The organism is Kluyvera huaxiensis (assembly GCF_040149365.1).
Lineage (GTDB): Bacteria > Pseudomonadota > Gammaproteobacteria > Enterobacterales > Enterobacteriaceae > Kluyvera > Kluyvera intermedia_A.
Map to the genome: position 1 here is coordinate 1 of NZ_JBEFLV010000036.1, position 23,551 is coordinate 23,551.

Annotated in this window: 21 protein-coding genes, 1 pseudogene and 1 other annotated feature; of the genes and pseudogenes, 8 read left to right on the forward strand and 14 right to left on the reverse strand. The window is 50.7% G+C overall.

What is annotated here, in order from left to right; all coding sequences use genetic code 11:
- Window positions 1-119 precede the first annotated feature (119 nt).
- The 7 genes and pseudogenes from ABOC97_RS23060 to yjjY form a co-directional block, all read right to left on the reverse strand.
- Window positions 120-446 (reverse strand): DUF2502 domain-containing protein, encoded by a 327-nt coding sequence (locus ABOC97_RS23060; protein ID WP_349602121.1) that lies wholly within the window; start codon window positions 444-446, stop codon window positions 120-122.
- Window positions 447-641: 195 nt separating this feature from the next.
- Complete coding sequence (gene thrC, locus ABOC97_RS23065; RefSeq protein WP_349602122.1) at window positions 642-1,928, reverse strand: threonine synthase; 1,287 nt, start codon at window positions 1,926-1,928, stop codon at window positions 642-644.
- Window positions 1,929-1,931: 3 nt separating this feature from the next.
- Entirely contained in the window at window positions 1,932-2,861 is a 930-nt protein-coding gene (gene thrB, locus ABOC97_RS23070) for a homoserine kinase (RefSeq protein WP_349602124.1), read from the reverse strand.
- A 2-nt stretch (window positions 2,862-2,863) separates the two neighbouring features.
- Window positions 2,864-5,326: a bifunctional aspartate kinase/homoserine dehydrogenase I gene (gene thrA, locus ABOC97_RS23075; RefSeq protein ID WP_349602126.1), complete on the reverse strand. Its 2,463-nt coding sequence runs from the start codon at window positions 5,324-5,326 to the stop codon at window positions 2,864-2,866.
- 25 nt (window positions 5,327-5,351) lie between these two features.
- Window positions 5,352-5,469, reverse strand: a sequence feature (Thr leader region).
- Window positions 5,408-5,476: a thr operon leader peptide gene (gene thrL / locus ABOC97_RS24095; protein WP_072129079.1), complete on the reverse strand. Its 69-nt coding sequence runs from the start codon at window positions 5,474-5,476 to the stop codon at window positions 5,408-5,410. (Overlaps the previous feature by 62 nt.)
- Before the next feature lie 334 nt (window positions 5,477-5,810).
- Window positions 5,811-6,497 carry a tRNA/rRNA methyltransferase gene (locus tag ABOC97_RS23080; protein WP_349602128.1) on the reverse strand — a complete coding sequence of 229 codons (687 nt, stop codon included), beginning with the start codon at window positions 6,495-6,497 and terminating at the stop codon, window positions 5,811-5,813.
- Window positions 6,498-6,897: 400 nt separating this feature from the next.
- Window positions 6,898-7,039: pseudogene (yjjY, locus tag ABOC97_RS23085) on the reverse strand (YjjY family protein).
- A gap of 96 nt (window positions 7,040-7,135) precedes the next feature.
- On the opposite strand from yjjY, the gene arcA reads away from it, so the two are divergent.
- Window positions 7,136-7,852, forward strand: a complete 717-nt coding sequence (gene arcA, locus ABOC97_RS23090; RefSeq protein WP_015966004.1) for a two-component system response regulator ArcA — start codon at window positions 7,136-7,138, stop codon at window positions 7,850-7,852.
- A gap of 43 nt (window positions 7,853-7,895) precedes the next feature.
- Here the strand turns inward: arcA and creA are convergent, their stop codons facing one another.
- A complete protein-coding gene (gene creA / locus ABOC97_RS23095; protein WP_349602131.1) occupies window positions 7,896-8,387 on the reverse strand; it encodes a protein CreA in 492 nt (163 codons plus the stop codon).
- 211 nt (window positions 8,388-8,598) lie between these two features.
- Here creA and robA point away from each other — a divergent pair, with 211 nt between their 5' ends.
- Window positions 8,599-9,468, forward strand: a complete 870-nt coding sequence (robA, locus tag ABOC97_RS23100) for an MDR efflux pump AcrAB transcriptional activator RobA (protein ID WP_349602133.1) — start codon at window positions 8,599-8,601, stop codon at window positions 9,466-9,468.
- Here robA and gpmB read toward each other — a convergent pair.
- The gene (gpmB, locus tag ABOC97_RS23105) at window positions 9,465-10,112 is read right to left on the reverse strand and encodes a 2,3-diphosphoglycerate-dependent phosphoglycerate mutase GpmB (RefSeq protein WP_234507379.1); all 648 of its coding nucleotides are present in this window, start codon (window positions 10,110-10,112) and stop codon (window positions 9,465-9,467) included. The genes robA and gpmB overlap by 4 nt on opposite strands.
- 177 nt (window positions 10,113-10,289) lie before the next feature.
- Between gpmB and yjjX the strand changes: the two genes are divergently transcribed.
- Window positions 10,290-10,808 carry an inosine/xanthosine triphosphatase gene (yjjX, locus tag ABOC97_RS23110; RefSeq protein ID WP_349602135.1) on the forward strand — a complete coding sequence of 173 codons (519 nt, stop codon included), beginning with the start codon at window positions 10,290-10,292 and terminating at the stop codon, window positions 10,806-10,808.
- Window positions 10,809-10,885: 77 nt separating this feature from the next.
- On the opposite strand, the gene trpR is transcribed toward yjjX, so the two are convergent.
- Together trpR and sltY are read right to left on the reverse strand one after the other, a co-directional pair.
- The gene (gene trpR / locus ABOC97_RS23115) at window positions 10,886-11,224 is read right to left on the reverse strand and encodes a trp operon repressor (protein ID WP_349602137.1); all 339 of its coding nucleotides are present in this window, start codon (window positions 11,222-11,224) and stop codon (window positions 10,886-10,888) included.
- A gap of 63 nt (window positions 11,225-11,287) precedes the next feature.
- Window positions 11,288-13,225 (reverse strand): murein transglycosylase, encoded by a 1,938-nt coding sequence (sltY, locus tag ABOC97_RS23120; RefSeq protein WP_349602139.1) that lies wholly within the window; start codon window positions 13,223-13,225, stop codon window positions 11,288-11,290.
- 219 nt (window positions 13,226-13,444) lie between these two features.
- Between sltY and ettA the strand changes: the two genes are divergently transcribed.
- The 5 genes from ettA to ABOC97_RS23145 all read left to right on the forward strand — a co-directional run bounded on the left by ettA (window position 13,445) and on the right by ABOC97_RS23145 (window position 21,924).
- Window positions 13,445-15,112 (forward strand): energy-dependent translational throttle protein EttA, encoded by a 1,668-nt coding sequence (ettA, locus tag ABOC97_RS23125; protein WP_234507385.1) that lies wholly within the window; start codon window positions 13,445-13,447, stop codon window positions 15,110-15,112.
- Between the two features lie 590 nt (window positions 15,113-15,702).
- On the forward strand, window positions 15,703-16,872 hold the full coding sequence (locus ABOC97_RS23130) for a capsule biosynthesis protein (protein ID WP_349602141.1): 1,170 nt from the start codon (window positions 15,703-15,705) through the stop codon (window positions 16,870-16,872).
- Window positions 16,873-16,903: 31 nt separating this feature from the next.
- Window positions 16,904-18,574 carry a polysaccharide biosynthesis/export family protein gene (locus ABOC97_RS23135; RefSeq protein WP_349602142.1) on the forward strand — a complete coding sequence of 557 codons (1,671 nt, stop codon included), beginning with the start codon at window positions 16,904-16,906 and terminating at the stop codon, window positions 18,572-18,574.
- Between the two features lie 62 nt (window positions 18,575-18,636).
- On the forward strand, window positions 18,637-20,658 hold the full coding sequence (locus ABOC97_RS23140; protein WP_349602144.1) for a capsular polysaccharide biosynthesis protein: 2,022 nt from the start codon (window positions 18,637-18,639) through the stop codon (window positions 20,656-20,658).
- 18 nt (window positions 20,659-20,676) lie between these two features.
- On the forward strand, window positions 20,677-21,924 hold the full coding sequence (locus ABOC97_RS23145; protein ID WP_349602146.1) for a capsule biosynthesis protein: 1,248 nt from the start codon (window positions 20,677-20,679) through the stop codon (window positions 21,922-21,924).
- Between the two features lie 98 nt (window positions 21,925-22,022).
- Here ABOC97_RS23145 and ABOC97_RS23150 read toward each other — a convergent pair whose 3' ends face one another.
- From ABOC97_RS23150 to ABOC97_RS23160, 3 genes are all read right to left on the reverse strand, one after another.
- Window positions 22,023-22,787, reverse strand: a complete 765-nt coding sequence (locus ABOC97_RS23150) for an acyltransferase (RefSeq protein ID WP_349602148.1) — start codon at window positions 22,785-22,787, stop codon at window positions 22,023-22,025.
- A gap of 77 nt (window positions 22,788-22,864) precedes the next feature.
- Window positions 22,865-23,449 carry a hypothetical protein gene (locus ABOC97_RS23155; RefSeq protein WP_349602150.1) on the reverse strand — a complete coding sequence of 195 codons (585 nt, stop codon included), beginning with the start codon at window positions 23,447-23,449 and terminating at the stop codon, window positions 22,865-22,867.
- A 24-nt stretch (window positions 23,450-23,473) separates the two neighbouring features.
- Window positions 23,474-23,551: IS1 family transposase (locus tag ABOC97_RS23160; protein WP_001401901.1), on the reverse strand; the 78-nt coding region annotated here is incomplete at its 5' end.

The following is a 23,551-nucleotide window of genomic DNA, read 5'->3' on the forward strand; positions in this document are numbered from 1 at the left end:
GAAGTGGCATAAGAAAACGGCTCCCTGTTATGGAAGCCGTTATAGTGCCGCAGATTAAGGATCGGTCAACCGATCCTTAACTGATCGACATTGCGGCATTGCCGGGCTTTTTTTGCGGATTAACGATGATTTGGCGGTGGACGATGATCGTCGCGATGATCGTTACCAGGACCGCGATTGTCATGCCCACGGTTGTCATAATGATCGCGGTTATCGTGATGCGGTTGTGGCGGTGGGGTATGAGCGTGCCAGCGGTTATCCCGCCATTCATAGTGATCTTTCCACCAGCTATGATCACGCCAGTTACCGCCATCCCAATAGCGCCCGCTATTATCCTGATCGCCAATCTGTAGCTTCACCGCCGGGATAAGCGTTATCTCCGCGGCCTGTACCATTACCGGAGCTGCCAGCATCATTGCCAGTGCAAACATCGCAGGTTTTAACATGGGGAACTCCTTTGTTCATCATTTGCCAATATGGCCGATGAAGAGAGCTTACCGTGGTGAACCCCAGTTGGTTATTCTCCGCAATCCTATATTGTAACCTCCCGCATTTATTGGGAATTTCTCCTTTTTCCCTACGGAATTTCTACATAATTTCTCCCTATTTCCCCCTCCGTTCAGAAAGGGGAAACGGAGACGTTACGCCTTGTCCATCATTAGCTTACGTAGTGCGGCATAGTCAGCCGGCAGGTTATGCGATAGCAGAGGCAGGTCGGCGCGATCCGCCAGCGCTTTTGGCAGCGGCAGCGTTTCGTGCAGGATCTCTTCCACGCTCTCTTTGAACTTCGCCGGATGCGCAGTGCCAAGGAACAGCCCATACTCGCCCGGCTGAAGCTGATCGCGCAGCGCACGGTAGGCAATAGCAGCGTGTGGCTCGGAGGTGTAGCCCAGCGACTGCAGCTCGCGCATGGTCGCTTTGGTGGTTTCATCGTCCACTGCGGCGTAGCCCAGCTCGTTGAGACGCCAGATCTTACGGCGGAACAGTTCTTCCACACGCGGCCAGTTGTTCGGCTGGCTGACGTCCATCGCGTTAGACAGGGTCGCCTGAGTCGCTTTTGGCGCCCATTTACCGTCCTGCAGGAAACGCGGCACAGTATCGTTGGCGTTAGTCGCAGCAATAAAGCGCTTAATCGGCAGGCCTAATGATTTTGCCAGCAGGCCAGCAGTCAGGTCGCCAAAGTTTCCGCTCGGAACGGAAACCACCAGCTGATTGCGCGCTTCCTGCGGCAGCTGAGCCACCGCTTCGAAGTAGTAGCAAATCTGCGCCAGCAGACGGCTGATGTTGATGGAGTTCGCGGAGTTGAGGCCCAGTGCAACCTTCAGTTCTTCGTCATCGAAGGCCTGTTTGACCAGCGCCTGGCAGGCATCGAAATCGCCGTCGATAGCCACGGTTTCAATATTGCCGCCCAAGGTGCAGAACAGTTTTTCCTGCAGCGGGCTGATTTTGCCGCGCGGGTACAGAATCACTACCTTGACGTTTGGCAGGCCATAGAAGGCATGCGCCACCGCCGCACCGGTATCGCCAGAGGTCGCGGTCAGAATAGTTACCGGCTTTTCACCCGCAATAAGGGTCAGCATCTGCGCCATAAAGCGGCCGCCAAAATCCTTAAACGCCAGGGTTGGGCCATGGAATAGCTCCAGGCAGCCGATATCTTCCTGCACCTTGTTCACCGGCGCGGGGAAGGTAAATGCATTACCAATACGCTGCTCCAGCTCGGCCTGTGGAATTTCATCGCCGATAAACGCGGAAAGAATTTTCGCGCTACGGGCGACGAAATCCTGCGTCAGCAGGTCATCAATGTCGGTCAGGCTGAATTCCGGCAGATCGTGCGGAAAGAACAATCCCTGATGTTTACCAAGCCCTTGAGTAATGGCCTGCGCAAAGCTGACCTGCTCATTGTGATCTTTTAAATTATAGAGTTTCATCGGTTATCCCACGACTCGTGCGCCGGCTGTATCCAGTCGACAAATATGAACAAAACCTTCTTGATTCTGCAGGTAATTCTGGCCAAGCCAGTCGGCCACGCGCTGCGCCGTCTCCGCTTTATCGCACAGGGCAAACAGCGTCGGCCCAGAACCGGAGATACCGCAGGCAATTGCGCCAATACCGGCCACCGCCTGGCGCGCTTCGCTGAAGCCCGGCAGGAGTTTGGTACGATACGGTTCCGCAATGACATCTTTCATCAATTTTGCCGCCAGTTGAGGCTGACGGGAGTAGCAGGCGTGAACAAAGCCCGCCAGGTGACGGCCATGAGCAATACAGTCCTGACGACGATACTGCGCCGGCAGAATGGCTCGCGCTTCCGCCGTGGAGACTTTGATGCCCGGATAAGCCAGCACCCAAAGCCATTCGTCAAAGCAAGGAACCTGTTGGCTGATGATGCCATTCTCTTCGATCATCAGCTGCATTCCGCCAAGATAGCACGGCGCCACGTTGTCATAGTGCACGCTGCCGGAGATACGCCCTTCCAGCTCGCCCATCAGGGCCAACATGCGGGTTTCATCCAGCGGCTTGCCGCAATGTTCATTCATCGCCACCAGCGCCGCCACCACGGAACAGGCGCTGGAGCCCAGTCCTGAGCCGATCGGCATATTTTTTTCCAGCGTCATCGCCACCGGAATCTCTTTACCTATTTCCCGGCAGAACAGTTCCCAGCACTGATAAACGATGTTTTCATGTGGCTCGGTTGGCAGCTTATCCGCAAAGCGCCCCAGGTTTTGCAGGCTGAAGCGGTCTGCCGCCTCAACCGTTACGTTATCGCCCAGCAGGCTGCCGTCAATTGGCGTCACTGCCGCGCCCAGGACATCAAACCCGACGCTCATATTGGCACTGGAAGCCGGGGCATAGACCTTAACCATGTTTAAACTCCTAACTTCCATGAAAGCGTGCGCAGAAGATCGGCAAATACCCCTGCCGCCGTAACATCGTTACCTGCGCCATAGCCGCGCAGCACCAGCGGAAGCGGCTGATAATAATGGCTATAGAACGCCAATGCGTTTTCGCCGTTTTTCACTTTATACAGTGGGTCATTGCCATCCACCGCGGCAACTTTCACCCGACAAACGCCGTCTTCTTCAATGTTGCCAACATAACGCAGTACTTTACCTTCATCACGCGCTTTCGCCACCCGGGCAGCAAACTCATCGTCCAGCTGCGGCAGACGCGCCATAAAGCTTTCAGTATCGCCGGAGGCATCAAAGCTTTCCGGCAGCACCGATTCAACCACGATATCACTCAGTTCAAGATGGCGCCCGGTTTCACGCGCCAGGATCAGCAGCTTACGCGCCACGTCCATGCCCGACAGATCATCACGCGGGTCGGGTTCCGTATAGCCCATTTCACGTGCCACTTTCGTCGCTTCCGACAGGCTCATACCTTCGTCGAGCTTGCCGAAGATAAACGACAGCGAGCCGGAGAGGATACCGGAGAAATGCTGCAGTTCATCGCCCGCGTTGAGCAGGTTTTGCAGGTTTTCAATCACCGGTAGACCGGCACCCACGTTGGTATCGTAGAGGAACTTACGCCGAGACTGGCCTGCCGCGTGGCGCAACTGATGGTAGTAATCCATCGACGAGGTGTTGGCCTTTTTGTTCGGCGTCACCACGTGGAAACCTTCGCGCAGGAAGTCGGCGTATTGGTCAGCCACGGTTTGATTAGAAGTACAGTCGACAATCACCGGGTTCAGCAGGTGGTACTCTTTCACCAGACGGATTAAGCGCCCGAGATTAAACGGCTCTTTGGCTTCCGCCAGCTCCGCCTGCCAGTTTTCCAGATTCAGCCCGTGTACGCTGGTCAGCAGCGCACGGGAGTTCGCCACACCGCAAACGCGCAGGTCGATGTGCTTCTTCTTCAGCCATGCCTGCTGGCGTTTGATTTGATCCAACAGCGCACCGCCGACACCACCGACGCCGATCAGGAACACTTCAATCACCTGGTCGGTATTGAACAGCATCTGATGCGTGACGCGCACGCCCGTTACCGCATCATCGTTACTCACAACCACCGAGATAGAACGCTCAGAAGAGCCCTGGGCAATAGCGACGATGTTGATATTGGCGCGAGCCAGCGCGGCGAAGAATTTTGCCGAGATGCCGCGCAGAGTGCGCATTCCGTCACCAACCACCGAGATGATCGCCAGGCGTTCCATGATCGACAGCGGCTCGAGCAGCTCTTCTTTCAGCTCCAGATAGAACTCATCTTCCATCGCCTTTTTCGCCCGCGCACAGTCGCTCTGCGGTACGCAGAAACTGATGCTGTATTCAGACGAAGACTGGGTGATCAACACCACCGAGATCCCGGCGCGTGACATGGTTGCAAAGACGCGGGCGGCCATGCCAACCATGCCTTTCATCCCCGGGCCGGAGACGTTGAACATCGCCATGTTGTTGAGGTTAGAGATGCCTTTGACCGGCAGATCATCTTCATCGCGGCTGGCACCAATGAGCGTGCCTGGTGCCTGCGGGTTGCCGGTATTTTTAATCAGACAAGGGATCTGGAACTGGGCAATCGGTGCAATGGTACGCGGGTGCAGCACTTTGGCGCCGAAGTAAGAAAGCTCCATTGCTTCTTGATACGACATGCTTTTCAGCAGGCGGGCATCGGGTACCTGACGCGGGTCGCAGGTATATACGCCATCGACATCGGTCCAGATTTCGCAGCAGTCGGCGCGTAAACAGGCCGCCAGTACGGCAGCAGAGTAATCGGAGCCGTTGCGCCCCAGAACCACTAGCTCACCTTTTTCGTTACCTGCGGTAAAGCCCGCCATCAGCACCATATGGTCAGATGGGATCTGGCTTGCCACGATGCGACGGGTTGATTCTGCAATATCGACGGTAGATTCAAGGTAGTGGCCGACGGCCAGCAGTTTCTCAACCGGATTAATCACCGTGACGTTGTGGCCACGCGCGCTCAGCAGCCCCGCCATGATGGCGATAGAGAGCTTTTCACCACGGCAGATGAGGCCCGCGTTAACGCTATCCGGGCACTGCCCCAGTAGGCTGATGCCGTGAAGAATGTGTTTAATCTGGGAAAATTCTAGGTCAACGGCGGCTTTCAGTTCAGCATGCGGGAAACCTGGCTGGGCATCGGCAAGCCCGGAGAGCAATTCAGCAAAGATACGTTCGGCGTCGGAAATATTGGTCAGCGCATCCTGGCCGCCAATGGTTTTTTCAATCATCGCCACCAGATGGTTGGTGATTTTTGCCGGGGCAGAGAGCACGGTTGCTACCTGCCCCTGCCTGGCGTTGCTTTCCAGAATGTCGGCTACGCGCAGAAACCTTTCCGCGTTTGCCACTGATGTACCGCCGAACTTCAAGACTCGCATGGTTTTGACCCCTTGATCTTTAGTCGAAAAAAAAGCCCGCACTGTTTAGGTGCGGGCTTTTTTCTGTGTTTCCTGTACGCGTCAGCCCGCACCGTTACCTGTGGTAATAGTGGTGGTCGTAATTGTCATAATGCTGCTGATGCGAATCATGGATGTTGTGTTCTCTGTTATTTATATCTCTGCGGGTTTCAAGTTGCAGGAAGGCGGCAAGCGAACGAACTCCGATGTGCTTACTTTTGTAAGCGATTCGGGTGAACCAACGAAGCCAGCACCTGTATCTTGAAAGACGACGAGAATAGCTGTCTGTGCCTTATACCCCTATTGGTTAAAGTATCCGGCCAGCTAAGTCAATTAATTTCTAACTTCGTCACATTTCGAAACCACTTCATATCAGCCCGAGCTCGAGCCGACAAACCACCGTAAAAGCCATAAGATAAGCAAAATACCGGGGTATAACGCCATATGAAAACGTGATGACAGAATTTTACTCTGGCAGATTTTTTTCAATATCATGCAGCAATCGATGCAACATTGCCGTATCGCGGTGCTCAAATAAACCAATACGCTGTTGCAGCCAATCAACCAGTTTTACATCTCCGGCGACCTCAAGTCGCTCGAGTAAGGCAGTGATACGAGCCCTTAACGCAATCAGTTGATTTTCGTCACCTGCCGTTGCTGCGACGTTCGCGGTTTGTAATAGCGAAGAGAGCTGATAACAATAGACCATCACTGCCTGGCCAAGGTTCAGAGACGGATAGTCAGCCACCATCGGTACGCCGGTTAACACATCGACCAGCGCCAACTCTTCGTTGGTCAGCCCGGAATCTTCACGGCCAAACACCAGTGCGGCATGGTTCATCCACTGCGATTTCTCGGTCAGCATCGGCACCAGTTCTTGCGGCGTGGCGTAGTAATGGAAACGAGCGCGACTGCGGGCGGTCGTGGCAACGGTAAAATCAACATCGTGCAGAGCGTCTTCGAGCGTCGGATAGGTGGTAATGCCGTCGATAATATCACCCGAGCCGTGCGCGACCCAGCGGGTCGCCGGTTCCAGATGTGCAACGCTGTCTACGATACGCAGATCGTTAAATCCCATGGTTTTCATCGCCCGGGCGGCCGCGCCGATATTTTCGGCTCTTGCTGGTGAAACCAGCACAATAGATAAGCGCATTTAAAGTTCTCTTAATTTACTGTTATCGGGCAATAATGTGATGTAGTTCAACATATTGCGCAGCGCGAATTTACAAAAATGCAACAAAAATCAATGAAATGACGTTTCATAACATATAAACAGTGCTAATCAATTGCCTCCAAAACTATCATTTTTGAATGTTAATGGAAGTCATATATCTCTATGTTTATACGAACTATTTTCATTACCATCGAACAATAATAATTGGATTCACCACATTTATCAGTTAACCTGTGCAACTACTTGAGTTGTGGAAAAAATGTGATAGCCGTTATCATTCAAGAGTGATGATTTCACCAAACTGTTAACGTGCTACAATTGAACTTGATATATGTCAACGAAGCGTAGGTTTATTGGCGGTCTGGTGCCTCTTTGCCTGTTATGTTGCTGTTAAAATGGTTAGGATGACAACCGTTTTTGACACTGTCGGGTCCAGAGGGAAGAGTACCCACGACCAAGCTAATGATGTTGTTGACGTTGATGGAAAGTGCATCAAGAACGCAATTACGTACTTTAGTCATGTTACGCCGATCATGTTAATTTTCGACATGCATTAGGCAGGTCAGGGACTATTGGTACTTCCTGTTTCGATTTAGTTGGCAATTTAGGTAGCAAACATGCAGACCCCGCACATTCTTATCGTTGAAGACGAGTTGGTAACACGCAACACGTTAAAAAGTATTTTCGAAGCAGAAGGCTACGATGTTTTCGAAGCGACCGATGGCGCGGAAATGCATCAGATCCTGTCTGAGAATGATATCAACCTGGTAATCATGGATATCAACCTGCCGGGGAAAAACGGCCTTCTGCTGGCGCGCGAACTGCGTGAACAAGCGAATGTCGCCCTGATGTTCCTGACCGGCCGCGACAATGAAGTCGACAAGATCCTCGGTCTGGAAATTGGCGCAGATGATTACATCACCAAGCCATTTAACCCGCGTGAACTGACCATCCGTGCGCGCAACCTGCTGTCTCGTACCATGAATCTGGGTACCGTCAGTGAAGAACGTCGTAGCGTAGAAAGCTACAAGTTCAACGGCTGGGAGCTGGACATCAATAGCCGCTCTCTGGTGAGCCCGAACGGTGAACAGTACAAGCTGCCGCGTAGCGAATTCCGCGCCATGCTGCACTTCTGCGAAAACCCGGGCAAAATTCAGTCCCGTGCTGAACTGCTGAAGAAAATGACTGGCCGTGAGCTGAAGCCACACGACCGTACAGTTGACGTGACCATCCGTCGCATCCGTAAGCATTTCGAGTCTACGCCGGACACACCGGAAATCATCGCCACGATCCACGGCGAAGGTTATCGTTTCTGCGGCGAGCTGCAGGAATAAGAAAACAAAAAACGGCGCTTTCAGCGCCGTTTTCATTTCCCCCTTATTTTGCCGACCCGGCTTCATCTCCCCACGGCATAATCGGCACCGCACTGATCGCATTCTTCGGTGAACCATCAACGACTTTATCGGAATAAGTCAGATAAACCAGCGCGTTACGTTTCCCATCATAAAAACGAACCACCTGCAGCTTCTTAAACACTAAAGATGTCCGTTTCTGGAATACCACCTCACCCTGCGCTTTGCCATTCTTGATTTTATCGGTCAGCACAATCGCCCCTACCTGCTGGCAGGAAATCGCCGCATCGGAGGTATCTTCCGCAAGACCTAATCCGCCCTTGATACCGCCGGTTTTCGCCCGGCTGATATAGCAGGTGACGTTTTTGACATCCGGGTCATCGAAGGCTTCGACGACGATTTTGTGGTCAGGGCCAAACATTTTGAAAACCGTATCAACAGAACCAATCTGCTCTGCATGCACGCCCAGGCTGAAGACCCCCAGTAACAGGCCAGCCATTAATTTGTTGTATTTCATATTGTTACCATTTTCATTTATTGAGTTAAGTGACTATTCAACATCCAGCAGGAAAGTGTTTAAAGATCACAGCTTTGCAAAAAACAGCCTCATTTCTAATGTAAAAACGCACTTATGCATAAAAAAAACACTGAATGCTAAAACAGCAAAAGGTGCTATTATCCGCTACCTTGGTAACAGGCACCTAAGACATTAAGGATGAGGGTATTATATGGATCAGGCTGGAATTATTCGCGATCTCCTCGTTTGGCTGGAAGGTCATTTAGACCAGCCATTATCGCTGGATAATGTGGCGGCAAAAGCCGGTTACTCCAAATGGCACCTGCAACGTATGTTCAAAGACGTTACCGGCCATGCCATTGGTGCTTACATTCGCGCCCGTCGTTTATCCAAATCTGCCGTTGCGTTACGCCTGACAGCGCGCCCGATTCTCGATATCGCGCTGCAATACCGTTTTGACTCTCAGCAAACCTTTACCCGCGCCTTTAAAAAGCAGTTCTCGCTGACGCCAGCGCTGTACCGTCGTTCTCCGGACTGGAGTTCATTCGGTATGCGACCGCCGCTGCGTCTGGGCGAGTTTACGATGCCAAAATACGAATTTGTCACGCAGCCAACCACTCATCTGATGGGCGTAACCCAAAGCTACACCTGCAAACTGGAAGAGATTTCCGAGTTCCGTCAGCAGATGCGCGTACAGTTCTGGACCGACTTCCTCGGCAATTCACCATCTATTCCACCGACGTTGTACGGGCTGCATGAGCCACGTCCAAGTCAGGAGAAAGATGACGAGCAGGAAGTATTCTATACCACCGCACTAACGCAGGAGCTGGCAAACGGTCACATCAACAATGCTCATCCTGTTACCCTTGAAGGCGGTGAGTATGTGATGTTCACCTACGAAGGTCTGGGCACAGGGCTACAGGAGTTTATCCTGACGCTCTACGGCACCTGCATGCCAATGCTCAACCTGACCCGCCGTAAAGGCCAGGATATCGAGCGTTTCTTCCCGCAGGATGAAGCCCGGAACCAGGAACCGCCGATTATGCTGCGCTGCGAATACCTGATCCCGATTCGCCGTTAACGCTGTAGCTCGTCCAATGCAGGGGTATCCAGATGTGAGATATCCCCTGCCGTTTCAACGACCCATCCCGGCGCCAGCCACAGGCTTTCCTGATAATCTACCCGCGAAATTGAGCAGTTACGCAGACGTAACCGACGCTCCGCGTGCGCAGGCAATCCCAGAATCGTACTCACCAGACAGCCCAGCGCAATCCCGTGGCTCACCAGCAGCGGGCGGCTTCCAGCCGGCAGATTAAGGCAAGCGGTAAGCCCGGCACGCATACGCTCGCTGAGTTCCTGCATCGACTCACCTTCAGGAATACGGCCGTTTGGCGTGCCATTCACCACCAGCCGACGCCACTCTTCCTCCTGTGCGCTCAGTGAATCAAGATGACGTTGTTCCAGAATGCCCATATCCAGCTCGCGCAGGCGGGCATCCAGCGTCACGCCACAGCCACAGGCATCGGCAATGATCTCGGCGGTACGCTGCGTACGGCCCAGATCGCTGGCGATAACGTGGGTGATGCCGTAGGAACGCACGCGTTCTCCCACCTGCACCGCCTGTAACTCACCTTTAGCCGTCAGAGGACTATCGGACTGGCCTTGAATACGCCGTTCGGCGTTCCACTGCGTTTCGCCATGGCGAACAAGATATACCTGTAACATGTTTTTTATCCGTTATACTGCGATGACATTTTATTGTATGGGTTGTGATTCTCTGCGAGTTTCGCGTTACGGGAAGATGGCAGGCAAGCGAATCACGATGAGCTGACTCAAATCGGTGATTTGCGTGAACGAACGCAGCCAAAATACCTGCAACATGAAATACGACGAGTATAGATTATGCATCAAGTTATTGTAGCTACCACCAATCCTGCCAAAATTCAGGCAATTCTTGCCGCATTTGACCAGATTTTTGGTGAAGGATCCTGTCATATCGACGCCATTTCCGTTGAAACCGGCGTACCAGAGCAGCCTTTTGGCAGCGAAGAAACTCGTGCTGGCGCGCGTAATCGGCTGGCTAATGCGCGCCAGGTAAAGCCTGAAGCTGATTTTTGGGTGGCTATTGAAGCGGGAATTGATGAAGGTGCAACCTTCAGTTGGGTGGTGATTGAAAGCCGCGACCAGCGTGGAGAGGCGCGTTCCGCTACGCTGCCATTGCCACAAGCCATCCTTGAACAGGTTCGCGCAGGTGAAGCGCTGGGACCGGTCATGTCGAAATACACCGGGATCGATAAGATTGGCAATAAGGAAGGGGCGATTGGCGTATTTACCGCCGGCGCGCTGACCCGCAGCAGCGTTTATCATCAGGCAGTGGTACTGGCGCTAAGCCCTTTTCATAACGACCTTTACCGTCAATAATCGCTAGCCAGATTACCGGATGGCGACAAAAGGCTATCCGGCTAACTGCGGCGAGGCAATGTTCGGCACTCGCGCCGCTATTCCGTCTGCGATTGCGTTTTCGGTAACGTCTCTTCCAGCCATTGGCGCAGTTCAACCGGTGCCGACTTCAGGCTGTTCGAGCCGCGGGTGATTGTCGCAATCCCCGCGCCAAGTTCATTTTTCAGCTCTCGCTGACTCATTTCACCGCGCAGTAATTCTTCGATAATCCGCACGCGCGTCCCCAGCGCTTCACGCTCATCCGGGGTCATCATTAAATTCAACAACGGCAGAGCAAGCTCGTCGGTATACGCCAGACGCAGAAGCTCCACAAAGCGAAGCCACTCCTGGTTACGCTGTTCAGCAACCGTGGCTGAATAAGGGGATTGTTGGGTCATAATAGGCCACCGTGTTATGCATGTACTCTTAAGCGAGTACAAGCATAACACAGGTCTGCAATATCAGTAACGACGTTGCCACTCATTGCGGGTCAGGATCTCCTCTTTCTCCCCCATAAAGTGGCGATAATAGGCATCATAGGCCAGCACGTTTTTCACGTAGCCACGCGTTTCCGAGAACGGAATGCTCTCGATAAATGCCACCGCGTCAATTCGTCCGGCGCTATTGCCAAGCCAGGTACGTACCCGACCAGGACCGGCGTTGTACGCCGCCGAAGCAAAGATGCGGTTATTTTCAAATTGCTGATAAACGTACTGCAAATAGCTAGTGCCGATATTGATATTGGTTTCCGGATCTAACAACTGGATTGGATTACTGTAACCCGGCAGATTAAACATCTTCACCGTATGGGTCGCAGTGCCCGGCATAATCTGCATCAGCCCGCTTGCGCCCACCGGTGATTTCACTTTCGGATTCCACGCGCTCTCCTGACGTGCAATGGCCATCGCGTAGCTCTGCGGTACATCTTTACCCGAGGTATAGCGCGTAAACAGATCCTTGTAAGCCAGCGGGAAACGTTCCTGCAGGTTGTCCCACAGCTTACCGGCGATCGTTGCCTGTACGCTGAGATCCCACCAGTTCTGGTCAAAGGCATAGCGCGCCAGCTGCGCCTGCTCGGTTTGGCTGCGGCTGCTGACCAGATTGGCCCACTCACTGCGGGCAGTGTTGTCCTGATTCCAGTACATCAGCTCGCGAACACGCGCCATTTCCGCGCCGCTGGTTAGCGTCGAAGCGATTGCGCCCGGAGCTTCATCTATGCGTAGCGTATAGGGTTCACCCAGTCGTTGTGCTGCGACCATCGGGTAAAAACCACGCTGCTGCATCAGTGACAGTAAAATTTGTCGGGCTTCGTTATCTCGGCCCTGCTCCATCAACAGGTCAGCCTGCCAGTAGCGCCACTCGTCTTTCTCTTTCGCTTCCATTGGCAATCGTGCCAGCCAGGTGTTCAGCCCTGTTCGGTCTCCAGTCCCCAAGGCCATACGAACCCTACGCTCAACCAGCGAGGTCGATTGCGAGCGCATAATCGCATCATCACGCCAGCGAGCCTGCTCGTCGGTCACGTCAGACCCCATCAGGCGCCAGGCGACAATATCGCGCAACTCCTGGGTCTGCTCTTCGTTAAGCTGCTGCGCTTGCACCAGCGATGGGATCATCAAGCGCGCATTTTCAACATCCTGGCGTGCCACGCTGCTAAAGGCCACCGCCGCCAGTTGGCGGGTAAAATCGGTCGCCCCCGTGCTGCGGGCAAAGGTCAGCACATTGTTGGGATTATTTGCCAGGTCGGTAATCGCAGTAGACATGGTCTGGTATTCAGCGGGCATCTGAGAAGCCAACGCTTTCACCAGCCCGGTATTACCGGCTTTCATCACCAGCCGAATGCGTTCCAGATAAGCGAGTGGATCCTGGGTGCCGGACGAGCGCCAGGCGCTGAACAGCTTATCGCAGGCATTCGGGCGGTTTTGCCCGCTCAGCCACAGCGCTTTTGCCCCTTCCCAGGCCCCCTGAGTATCACCCACGGTATATTTGGCGTAGTAATAATTACACTGCGTTTCTGCGGTGCCCGGCTTGTCCGGGCTAAAGGCCAACAGGCCACGCCAGTCTTCGCGGCGCGCCAGTTCATTGATAAAGCGGTTTTTAAGCGTCCGGGCAGGTGGCAACGTCGGGTTCGCCTGCACAAAGTTGGTCACAGCCAGCGCGGGCGTATTCATTAGATCGCCGGAAAGCTGACGATATTCCAGATAGGGGTACAGCGGATAGTCGCGCAGAGTTGGCATTAAGCTCTCAACCACATCCATCTGGCGGTTATCCCACGCCTGTTTGATTTGCGCATAGCGGCTGCGCTGTTGATCCAGTGAGTCAGCGTAGGCCGCGCTACTGACGGTCAGCAGGCAGACACCCGCTGCCAGCAGACGCCACGTAAATTGTTTGGCTGTTTCCACAGGCTCTTCCTCGTTGTCACGTTACGTCAGTGCAGCATCGTGCCGCGTAATAGATTTATGCTAACTATTGATGGCTAAATGTTCCACGTAATGAACACTTTTTTACGTTTTATCGGTGTATTTGCGCCGCTGAATTTGCCTGCTGGGCTTGAAGGGGGAAAACAGCTACACTTCGCCTTTGAAAACTCTATTCATCACTATAAAAGAGGCGAAGTCCACGTGGCTCAATTCGTTTATACCATGCATCGTGTCGGCAAAGTGGTTCCGCCGAAACGTCATATTCTTAAAAACATCTCACTGAGCTTCTTCCCTGGCGCAAAAATCGGTGTTCTGGGCCTGAATGGCGCCGGTAAATCCACCCTGCTGCGCATCATGGCCGGTATCGATACCGATATCGAAGGCGAAGCTCGCCCACAGCCTGGTCTCAAGATTGGTTATCTGCCACAGGAACCAAAACTGAACCCGGAACATACCGTTCGTGAATCCGTTGAAGAAGCGGTTGCCGAAGTGGTTAACGCACTGAAAGGCCTGGATGAAGTGTATGCAAAATACGCTGAGCCGGATGCCGACTTCGATAAACTCGCCGCGCAACAGGGCAAGTTCGAAGAAATTATTCAGGCACACGATGGCCACAACCTGAACGTGCAGCTTGAGCGTGCGGCTGATGCCCTGCGTCTGCCGGATTGGGATGCTAAAGTTGAGAAGCTGTCCGGTGGTGAACGCCGCCGCGTGGCGCTGTGCCGCCTGTTGCTGGAAAAACCAGACATGCTGCTGCTCGATGAACCAACTAACCACCTGGATGCTGAGTCCGTGGCATGGCTGGAACGCTTCCTGCATGACTTCGAAGGCACCGTTGTGGCAATTACCCACGACCGTTACTTCCTCGATAACGTTGCTGGTTGGATCCTCGAGCTGGACCGCGGTGAAGGTATTCCTTGGGAAGGCAACTACTCCTCCTGGCTGGAGCAGAAAGATCAGCGTCTGGCTCAGGAAGCCTCTCAGGAAGCGGCTCGCCGTAAATCCATTGAGAAAGAGCTGGAGTGGGTACGTCAGGGCGCTAAAGGCCGTCAGTCTAAGGGCAAAGCCCGTCTGGCACGCTTTGAAGAGCTCAACAATACCGAATACCAGAAGCGTAACGAAACCAACGAACTGTTTATTCCACCAGGAGCACGTCTGGGCGATAAAGTCGTTGAAGTGAGCAATCTGCGTAAATCCTATGGCGATCGTGTACTGATCGACGATTTAAGCTTCTCGGTACCGAAAGGCGCTATCGTCGGTATCATCGGTCCGAACGGCGCGGGTAAATCCACGCTGTTCCGCATGATGTCCGGTCAGGAACAGCCTGATAGCGGCACTATCTCGCTGGGCGAGACCGTGAAGCTAGCCTCCGTTGACCAGTTCCGTGACGCAATGGATAACAGCAAAACCGTTTGGGAAGAAGTCTCCGGCGGGCTGGATATCATGAAGATAGGCAACACCGAAATGCCAAGCCGCGCCTACGTTGGCCGCTTCAACTTCAAAGGTGTTGATCAGGGCAAACGCGTCGGCGAGCTGTCCGGTGGTGAGCGTGGTCGTCTGCATCTGGCAAAACTGCTGCAGGTTGGCGGTAACATGCTGCTGCTCGATGAACCAACCAACGACCTGGATATCGAAACCCTGCGCGCGCTGGAAAACGCCCTGCTGGAATTCCCAGGCTGTGCCATGGTTATCTCGCACGACCGTTGGTTCCTTGACCGTATCGCGACCCACATTCTGGACTACCAGGATGAAGGTAAAGTGGAATTCTTCGAAGGTAACTTTACCGAATACGAAGAGTACAAGAAACGTACGCTGGGCGCAGATGCGCTAGAGCCAAAACGTATCAAGTACAAGCGTATCGCGAAGTAAAACCGATTGGCGGGAACAGGGTCTCCTGTTCCCGTTTTATTATTGACATATACTCCCCAAATCCCCTGAACCTCCCACCGTGCAACCAAGAGAATTTAGTTCATATATACTTCACACTTTCATTTACAGTAATTATCTCAGACATAAAAACCTCATGATTTCATATGAAATAAATCACACCTAATAATATTTAATGCAGTTTGAAGAAGAAATTAAAATATTCACATGGATATTGAAAAGCCTCATTCCATCTATAAACACCACTGTATTTTCACCTTAACCATAAGCAGTGATAATAAAACAACGGCAAGACGAACTCGTAATACATAATCACTATTGTGATGCCTTAACGACTGTGCTAAAAATGCCGTATCGTTTCAGGATTAGAAACCATTCATTAAGATTATCCAAGATAAAAACCCATTGGATACAGACCATTATTCAAAATATCACAAAGGAATGAGATGTTTGAACATACCGAACATCATGCGTTATATGAAATGGATGGAATAAATAAATGGAGCGGATGAATCCACTCGCACCCAATCTATTTATTCACTTAACAAATCCAACAAAAAAATCAATAACTCATGAAAATAAATAAAGTGCTGTTTAGCCGTTTTTTGACCAGAAAGAAAAAACTGGCCCGCGCAGTAATAAAAAGATGTCGGCAAATCGATATTCAGCGCCATTTATGGAAAGCCATTATCGCGGCCCCTATGTGTCTACTGATTATCTATTTGGTAATTTTCAGCCAGCCTCGCTATGTCAGCGAGTCCAAGGTTGCGGTCAAGCGCCCTAACGATCTCGACAGCTCCAGTCTCAACTTCGGCCTGCTGCTGGGGGCATCTAACCCCTCCTCCGCTGAAGACTCGCTGTATCTGAAGGAGTACATCAACTCGCCGGATATGCAACAAGCGCTGGATAAGAAACTCAATTTCCACCAGGCGTTTAGCCAGAGCGGCTGGGATTTCCTCTTCTATCTGCCCGCCGATATTACCGCAGAACGGTACCTTGAGTACTACCGCTCCCGCCTGTCCGTCGATTACGACGAGAAAACCGGGTTGCTGTCTATCCAAACGCAGGGCTTTACGCCGGCGTTCGCTCAGGAATTTAACCAGACGGTGCTAAAAGAGTCTGAGCGTTTTATCAACGAACTGTCACATAAGATTGCCCGCGAACAGATGCTGTTTGCCGAAGAGCAGCTACAGGAAACTAAAGCGCGCCTGAACACCAGCAAGAGCCAACTACTGGCATATCAGAACAATAATAATGTACTCGATCCAGCGGCTTCTGCCGAAGCCGCAACCACCCTGGTCAATGCGCTTATCACTAAAAAAATTGAGATGGAAGCAGACCTGCGTAACCTACTGACCTATTTACGCGAAGATGCCCCTCAGGTTGTCAGTTCCAGAAACGCGATTAAATCCTTACAGGCGCAGATCGACGTTGAACAAAATAAAATTACTGCCCCGGACGGTAAAAAGCTTAACAGCATGGCCGCCGATTTCGAAGACCTGAAAACAACGGTGAAATTTGATACTGATTTATATGCGCTCGCACTACAGGCCATCGAAAAAACACGTCTGGAAAGCGCTCGAAAATTAAAAACGCTGTCCGTGATTAGCTCACCTCAGCTACCACAAGAATCCCAATTTCCAAACGTACCGTATCTCTTAGCCAGTTGGTTATTGGTGTGTTGTCTGCTGTTTGGCACAGCCAAATTGTTGATCGCCATTATTGAAGATCACAAAGACTAATGAACCGCCAATATTATTAACAGAGCCTATTATGAAATTAGTTAAAACGATTCTTATATTGAGCATTCTGCAATCCTGTCAGGCGCTGGCGGTGGGTATTACCGCTGACCCGGAGCTCACGGGTGCTGCAGGATTATCGCAAATGCTGGTAGCAAAAGCTCAGAACGCTAACAACGACGGTTTCGATAATACGCCTGAGCCCATACTCGCGCAGCCATTAAGTCGCATGTTTGGTGCCCAACTGTTCAACGGTGCCACTGCCGATAGTGGAAGCAGCATTGGTTTTAACCCGAGCTATATCATTGGCTTGGGAGATACCATTCAAATTCGGCTATGGGGGGCGTTTAATTTTGACGGCGCGCTTGCCGTCGACCCTAAAGGGAATATTTTCGTACCAAACGTCGGCCCGTTAAAGGTGACAGGTGTCAGCAACGGCCAGCTCAACAGCCTGGTGACAGCCAAAATCAAAGAGGTTTATCAGTCTAACGTCAACGTTTATGCCTCTCTACTGCAGGCGCAGCCGGTAAAAGTATTCGTCACCGGCTATGTCAGAAACCCAGGACTTTACGGCGGCGTGGCCTCCGATTCCTTGCTGTCCTACCTGAGTAAGGCAGGAGGCGTCGATAGCGATCGCGGAAGCTATGTTGATATCACCGTAAAGCGTGGAAAAAGCGTGCGCTCGCACGTCAATCTGTATGACTTCCTGCTCAACGGTTCACTGAATCTGTCGCAGTTCTCTGACGGTGACACGATTGTCGTTGGCCCTCGCCAGTACACCTTTAGCGTAGAAGGTGACGTATATAACAGCTACGACTTCGAGTTCCACGACAGCAGCATTCCTGTAGTTGAAGCGCTCGAATGGTCGCGGCCAAAACCTGGCGCCACACACTTTACCATCATCCGCCAGCAAGGAGCGATGAAGCGGACCGAGTACTATCCGTTGAGTAGCGCCTCGGGAAAAATGCTGCAGGACGGAGATAAGCTGATCATCAGTTCCGACCGTTACGCCGGCACTATCCAGGTCCGTATTGAAGGTGCTCACTCCGGTGAGCATGCGGTCGTGCTGCCGTACGGTTCGACGATGAAGCAGGTACTGGCGCAGCTCAAACCGAACAGCATGTCGCAGCTCAGCAGCATCCAGCTCTACCGCCACTCGGTCGCGGTTCGCCAAAAAGAGATGCTCAATACCTCATTGCAGAAACTGGAGGAAGCCTCCCTTTCCTCACAATCGGCCACTCAAGAAGAGGCTCGCCTGCGCGTTCAGGAAGCCCAGCTTGTGAGCCGCTTCGTCGCCAAAGCACGCAATGTTGTGCCTAAAGGCCAGGTTGTGCTTAACGAAAACAATCTCGACAGCGTGATTCTGGAAGATGGCGACGTCATTACCATCCCAGAAAAAACATCGCTGGTCATGATCCACGGTTCAGTGCTGTTCCCAAATGCCATCTCCTGGGATAAGAAGCTCGATGTGGATGATTACATCGAGAAGTGCGGCGGTCTGACGCAGAAATCTGGACAGTCAAAAATTATCGTGATTCACCAGGATGGTTCGGCGGTGGATGCCGACGACGTCGATGACATCATTCCAGGCGATGAGATTATGGTGCTACCAAAATACGAAACCAAGAATCTGGAAGTCACACGCGGCATTTCCACCATCCTTTACCAGATGGCGGTGGCGGCGAAGGTCATTCTGGAACTGTAACAATCATGGCGTGGCGGAGAAACTCCGCCACCAACAGAACACCAATACGGAAGCCGTTCAGGATGATAGGCATCTACTCTTCAGGTATCTGGCAGATTCCGCACCTTCAGAGTTTTTTAGGCGAAGCGTGCTGCAAGCTGTCCCCTTTATCCACTATTCCTGGCGAAGTAGGTGCTATTGCCGTTTGGGGCGAGCGCCCTACTTCCCAGCGCCCCATTGAGCGAGCACAAAAAGCCGGGCTGCCGGTGCTACGTCTGGAGGATGGTTTTACGCGGTCATTAGGGTTAGGCGTTAACGGCACGCCGCCGTTAGGCATGATCGTTGACGATCTAGGGATTTATTACGATGCCCTGCGTCCTAGCCGCCTGGAAATGTTGATTAAGCATGAAGCCAAAACACCTGTCTTGCAGCAAGAAGCACAGCGCGCTGCGGCGTTCATTGTCGAAAACGATCTTTCAAAATACAACCATGCACCTCGTTTCAATGAAACCCATCATACTGATGTAGTGCTGGTTGTTGACCAAACCTTCGGCGATGTTTCCGTCACGCTCGGAGGGGCGACAGATCGGCAGTTCGCAGCCATGCTCTCCTGCGCAAAGAAGGAGCACCCTAACAGCGAGATTTGGGTTAAAACGCATCCGGATGTGCTCACAGGTAAAAAAACAGGTTATTTTGAGTCACTGACGGCCGATCCCCGAATCCGATTAATAACAAAAGACTTCAGCCCACAATCTCTGCTGCATCAGGTCTCTCACGTCTATACCGTTACCTCGCAGTACGGAATTGAAGCACTGATGGCAGGAAAAAAGGTCATCTGCTTTGGCCTGCCGTGGTATGCCGGATGGGGTTTGACTGATGACAGGCATCCACAGGCTCACGAAATATCGGCTCGGCGGGGCTATGCTCCATTGAGTGCGCTAATTGCCGCCGCCTGGTTGCAATACACCCGCTACATCGATCCCTATACGGGACGCCCTGGTACCTTGTTCAATGTGCTCGAGTATCTCCGCCTGCAGCGCAAGCACCTGCTTACCCGCAGCGGCCACCTCTGGGCACCAGGCATGTCGTTATGGAAAAGCAGCATAGTTAAGCCGTTTCTGAAGACGTCGAGCAACAGCGTCGATTTCTCACATAAGGGACGGGAAGCCAGCGTCTGTGTTGTCTGGGGAATCAAAGGCGAACAGCGCTGGCGGCAGAAAGCACTCCAGTATGATATCGCCATCTGGCGAATGGAGGATGGCTTCTTGCGCTCTTCCGGGCTGGGCTCAGATTTACAACCACCGCTATCACTCGTACTGGATAAAACCGGTATTTACTACGACGCTAATCGCCCCAGCGATCTCGAACATTCACTCATCCATTCGCAGCTAACGATCGAGCAGCAGCAGCGGACAGAAGTGCTACGTCAGAAGCTTATTACGAGCAAACTGAGTAAATATAACCTTGGAGCACGCTGGACAATTCCAGCCAGTGCGGCTGACAGGCGCACACTGCTAGTCACCGGACAAGTTGAGAACGATGCCTCTATCGCTCGGGGAGCCTTAACAATCAATACCAATCGGATGTTGCTGCGTACCGTCAGGGAGCGTAATCCGGAAGCTTATATTGTCTACAAGCCACATCCTGATGTCCTTGTAGGTAATCGTCCAGGTCATATCCCGGACGAAGAGATGAGTAACCTCGCCGATTGCGTGGCGCGGGATGCCGACATTATCGAATGTATTCAACAAGTTGATGAAGTTCACACAATGACTTCACTGTCAGGATTTGAAGCTCTGATACATGGAAAAATGGTCTTTTGCTACGGCATGCCCTTCTATGCTGGCTGGGGGCTGACAACCGACGAGTACACCTGCGAGCGCCGTAAACGTCGTCTCACCATCAACGATCTGCTGTACCAAACGCTGATTAGTTACCCCACCTACATCCACCCAGATTCTAAGCAGAGTATCTCGCCGGAAATGGCGATGGAGTGGCTGCTTGCGCAAAAAAGGCAAGACCTGGGAGTAGCGCGCGGCTCTGCTCAGTATATGCAGCGGCAGGGTCGCAAACTGCAGATGCTGCTTAAAGCCATGAAGAACTAACATCGAGAGGGATTCTCTATGAACAGTAATACAATCAATACACTCCTCTCAGGAAAACGTTATCTGCTATTGCAGGGGCCTATGGGGCCGTTCTTCAACGATATGGCGGAATGGCTGGAGTCCCAAGGGCGAGAAGCCACGAATGTGGTATTCAACGCCGGCGACCGCTTTTATTGCCGTAAACGGCAGTATCTGATGTATACGCAGACACCGGAAAAATTTCCACACTGGCTAAAAGAGACGTGGCAGACATACCCATTCGACACCATCCTGTGTTTCGGAGACTGCCGACGACTTCATCAAGCGGCTAAACGCTGGGCGCAGGCTAAAGGTGTACGTTTCCTGGCTTTTGAAGAAGGGTATCTGCGGCCACATTTTATTACTCTGGAAAGCGGCGGGGTTAATGCCTATTCCTCGATTCCAAGGGATCCAGAATTCTATCGCCACCTATCCGAGCGCCCTGAACTTGTGGTGCACAGTTTAAAACCCTCAACCAGACTGCGTATCTGGCATGCAATGTGGTATTACTTCGTGAGTTGGCAGCATCAGGCTCAATTTCCTGAGTATCGGCACCATAAGGTCTTCTCTCCGTGGTATGAAGGTAAATGCTGGATCCGTGCAGGCTGGCGTAAACAGTGGTATCGATACAAAGAGCGCCACGTAATGGACCTACTGCGGACATCGCTAGATAAGCGCTACTTCCTGGCCATCTTACAGGTCTATAACGATAGCCAGATACGCAACCACAGCCCCTATAAGGATGTGCGTAACTACATCAATGACGTTATGTTTTCATTTTCAAAAAAAGCATCAGCAGCCGATTATCTCGTGTTCAAACACCATCCGATGGACCGTGGGCATCGTCTGTATGGACCATTGATTAAAAAGTTGGGCAAGCAGTATGCCATAAGTAACCGAGTGATCTACGTGCACGACTTGCCGATGCCGCGCATGCTTAGTCATGCAAAGGCGGTGATTACAATCAATAGCACCGCCGGGATCTCTGCGCTGATACACAATAAACCGTTAAAAGTGATGGGGAATGCGTTGTATGACATTAAGGGCTTAACGTATCAGGGGCATCTCAATCAGTATTGGAGCGCACACTTTAAGCCCGATGCGGTGCTATTTAAGAAATTTAGCGCCTACTTGAGAATGAATACCCAGATAAATGCTGTCTTCTATGGCAGGAAATCACCTGAAATGGTGCAGTATCAGGCGACTCATCAGGAAAAGATTACTGAAGGGAAATGGTTCTTGCAGTGATATAGATTGAATACAATAACTTTATTTAATCATTTAGTATACAAGATAGATGTTAGTAATAAAAAATATGTTATCATTGATAGCAGTTAATATTACAATTAAGCTATAAATAATCTATTTACATTTCCAACAAAATATTTAGTAAGGAAATCCAGACGTTCATTAGAGGTTTTTAATGAGCTAAGTACTCTGTCAAAACGTTCTGGTGATATTGTTTTTCCGTCAGAACTAAAAGGATAGCTATTTTCTTTAAGAGAATATTTATTTGTTCTTTCTTTATCCCAAGAGTGCACACATTCTCCTGACCAAAATATATTATCCTTTATTTTTTTTGCTGGGTTGCCAGCCCATATAGAATTAGAACTCACTATTTTATTTGAGATCACACTCCCTGCCCCCAAAATACTACCAGAGCCAATTACAGTACCTTTAAGCAAAAGAGTATTTTGTCCAATCCAAACATGATCCCCTATATATATACTTTGAGTATCATTAATTCGGCTCTGAGTATTAATATCATATATCAAGTGTGCATCAGCATTTCTAATTACCACACCAAAAGAAAATAAACAATTCCCCCCGATAAGAATATGTTTACATTCTGAGGCTATAATCACCATTCTTTCGTTAAAATAATTATCGACTCCAAAAAAAACAACATTATTACTATTTACAACCAAATTAATAACATATGGATTATTGCTCTTACTCAAATATACAACACTATTGTTGCCATTGAATGAAATATTAGAACCTCGTAAATTGACACCATCTTCGATATATAAAACATTTCCTTTTCCAGAAAGATTAATTTTAGAGTCTTCAAGACTATTAATAGAATCTATAATTATATTATCTTGCATTTAATCAACCTTACTTCATTAAAAAAGATCAAGCATAAAATTTATAATGGGGAGAACACTCCCCATTCAATAATAAATCAGTGATTCCTCAACATCACAAGACTTTCAATTTCAGATGATGTTATGTTTACCTCTCCATTTACTTTCCATTGTGCTCTCAGTGAACATTTATAAGCATCTTCCCAATTATCATTTAACTGCGCTAACTCAGCACGCAGTTGCCATGCCGATACGGTATCAATCGGTTTGTAGTCCAAAAGAGTAGTGAAAGCGAGTTCAAATTCCCCCATATTTTTTAAGCATAACGCTTCCCAATAAACTACGTCTGGTGTACGCGACTCCATACTATGTAATATAGTATATGCATCCTCCCATTTACTGAGTGAAATAAGCATATTGAATTTTAGGTTTAATAACTTATAATTAAAAAGTTCATCTGAAGATAACGTTGAAAAAAGGGCCTCCATTTTTGATAAAGATTTTAAAGTGTATAATGATTGAAGATAAATTATTTTTAATTTAATAGGTAATGCTGAAAAATCAGAACTAGCCTTATCTATCTGGGTGATGACTTTTTTCCACTGTTTTCCGCAAAATGCTACTTTTGCAATTTCGTAACGACATTGAATATCTGCCCTTACTTTAGATTCATAACGAACCAAGCATTTATGGGTAATGACTCCAACTTACTGATAGTGTTTTATGTTCAGATAATGCCCGATGACCTTGTCATGCAGCTCCACCGATTTTGAGAACGACAGTGA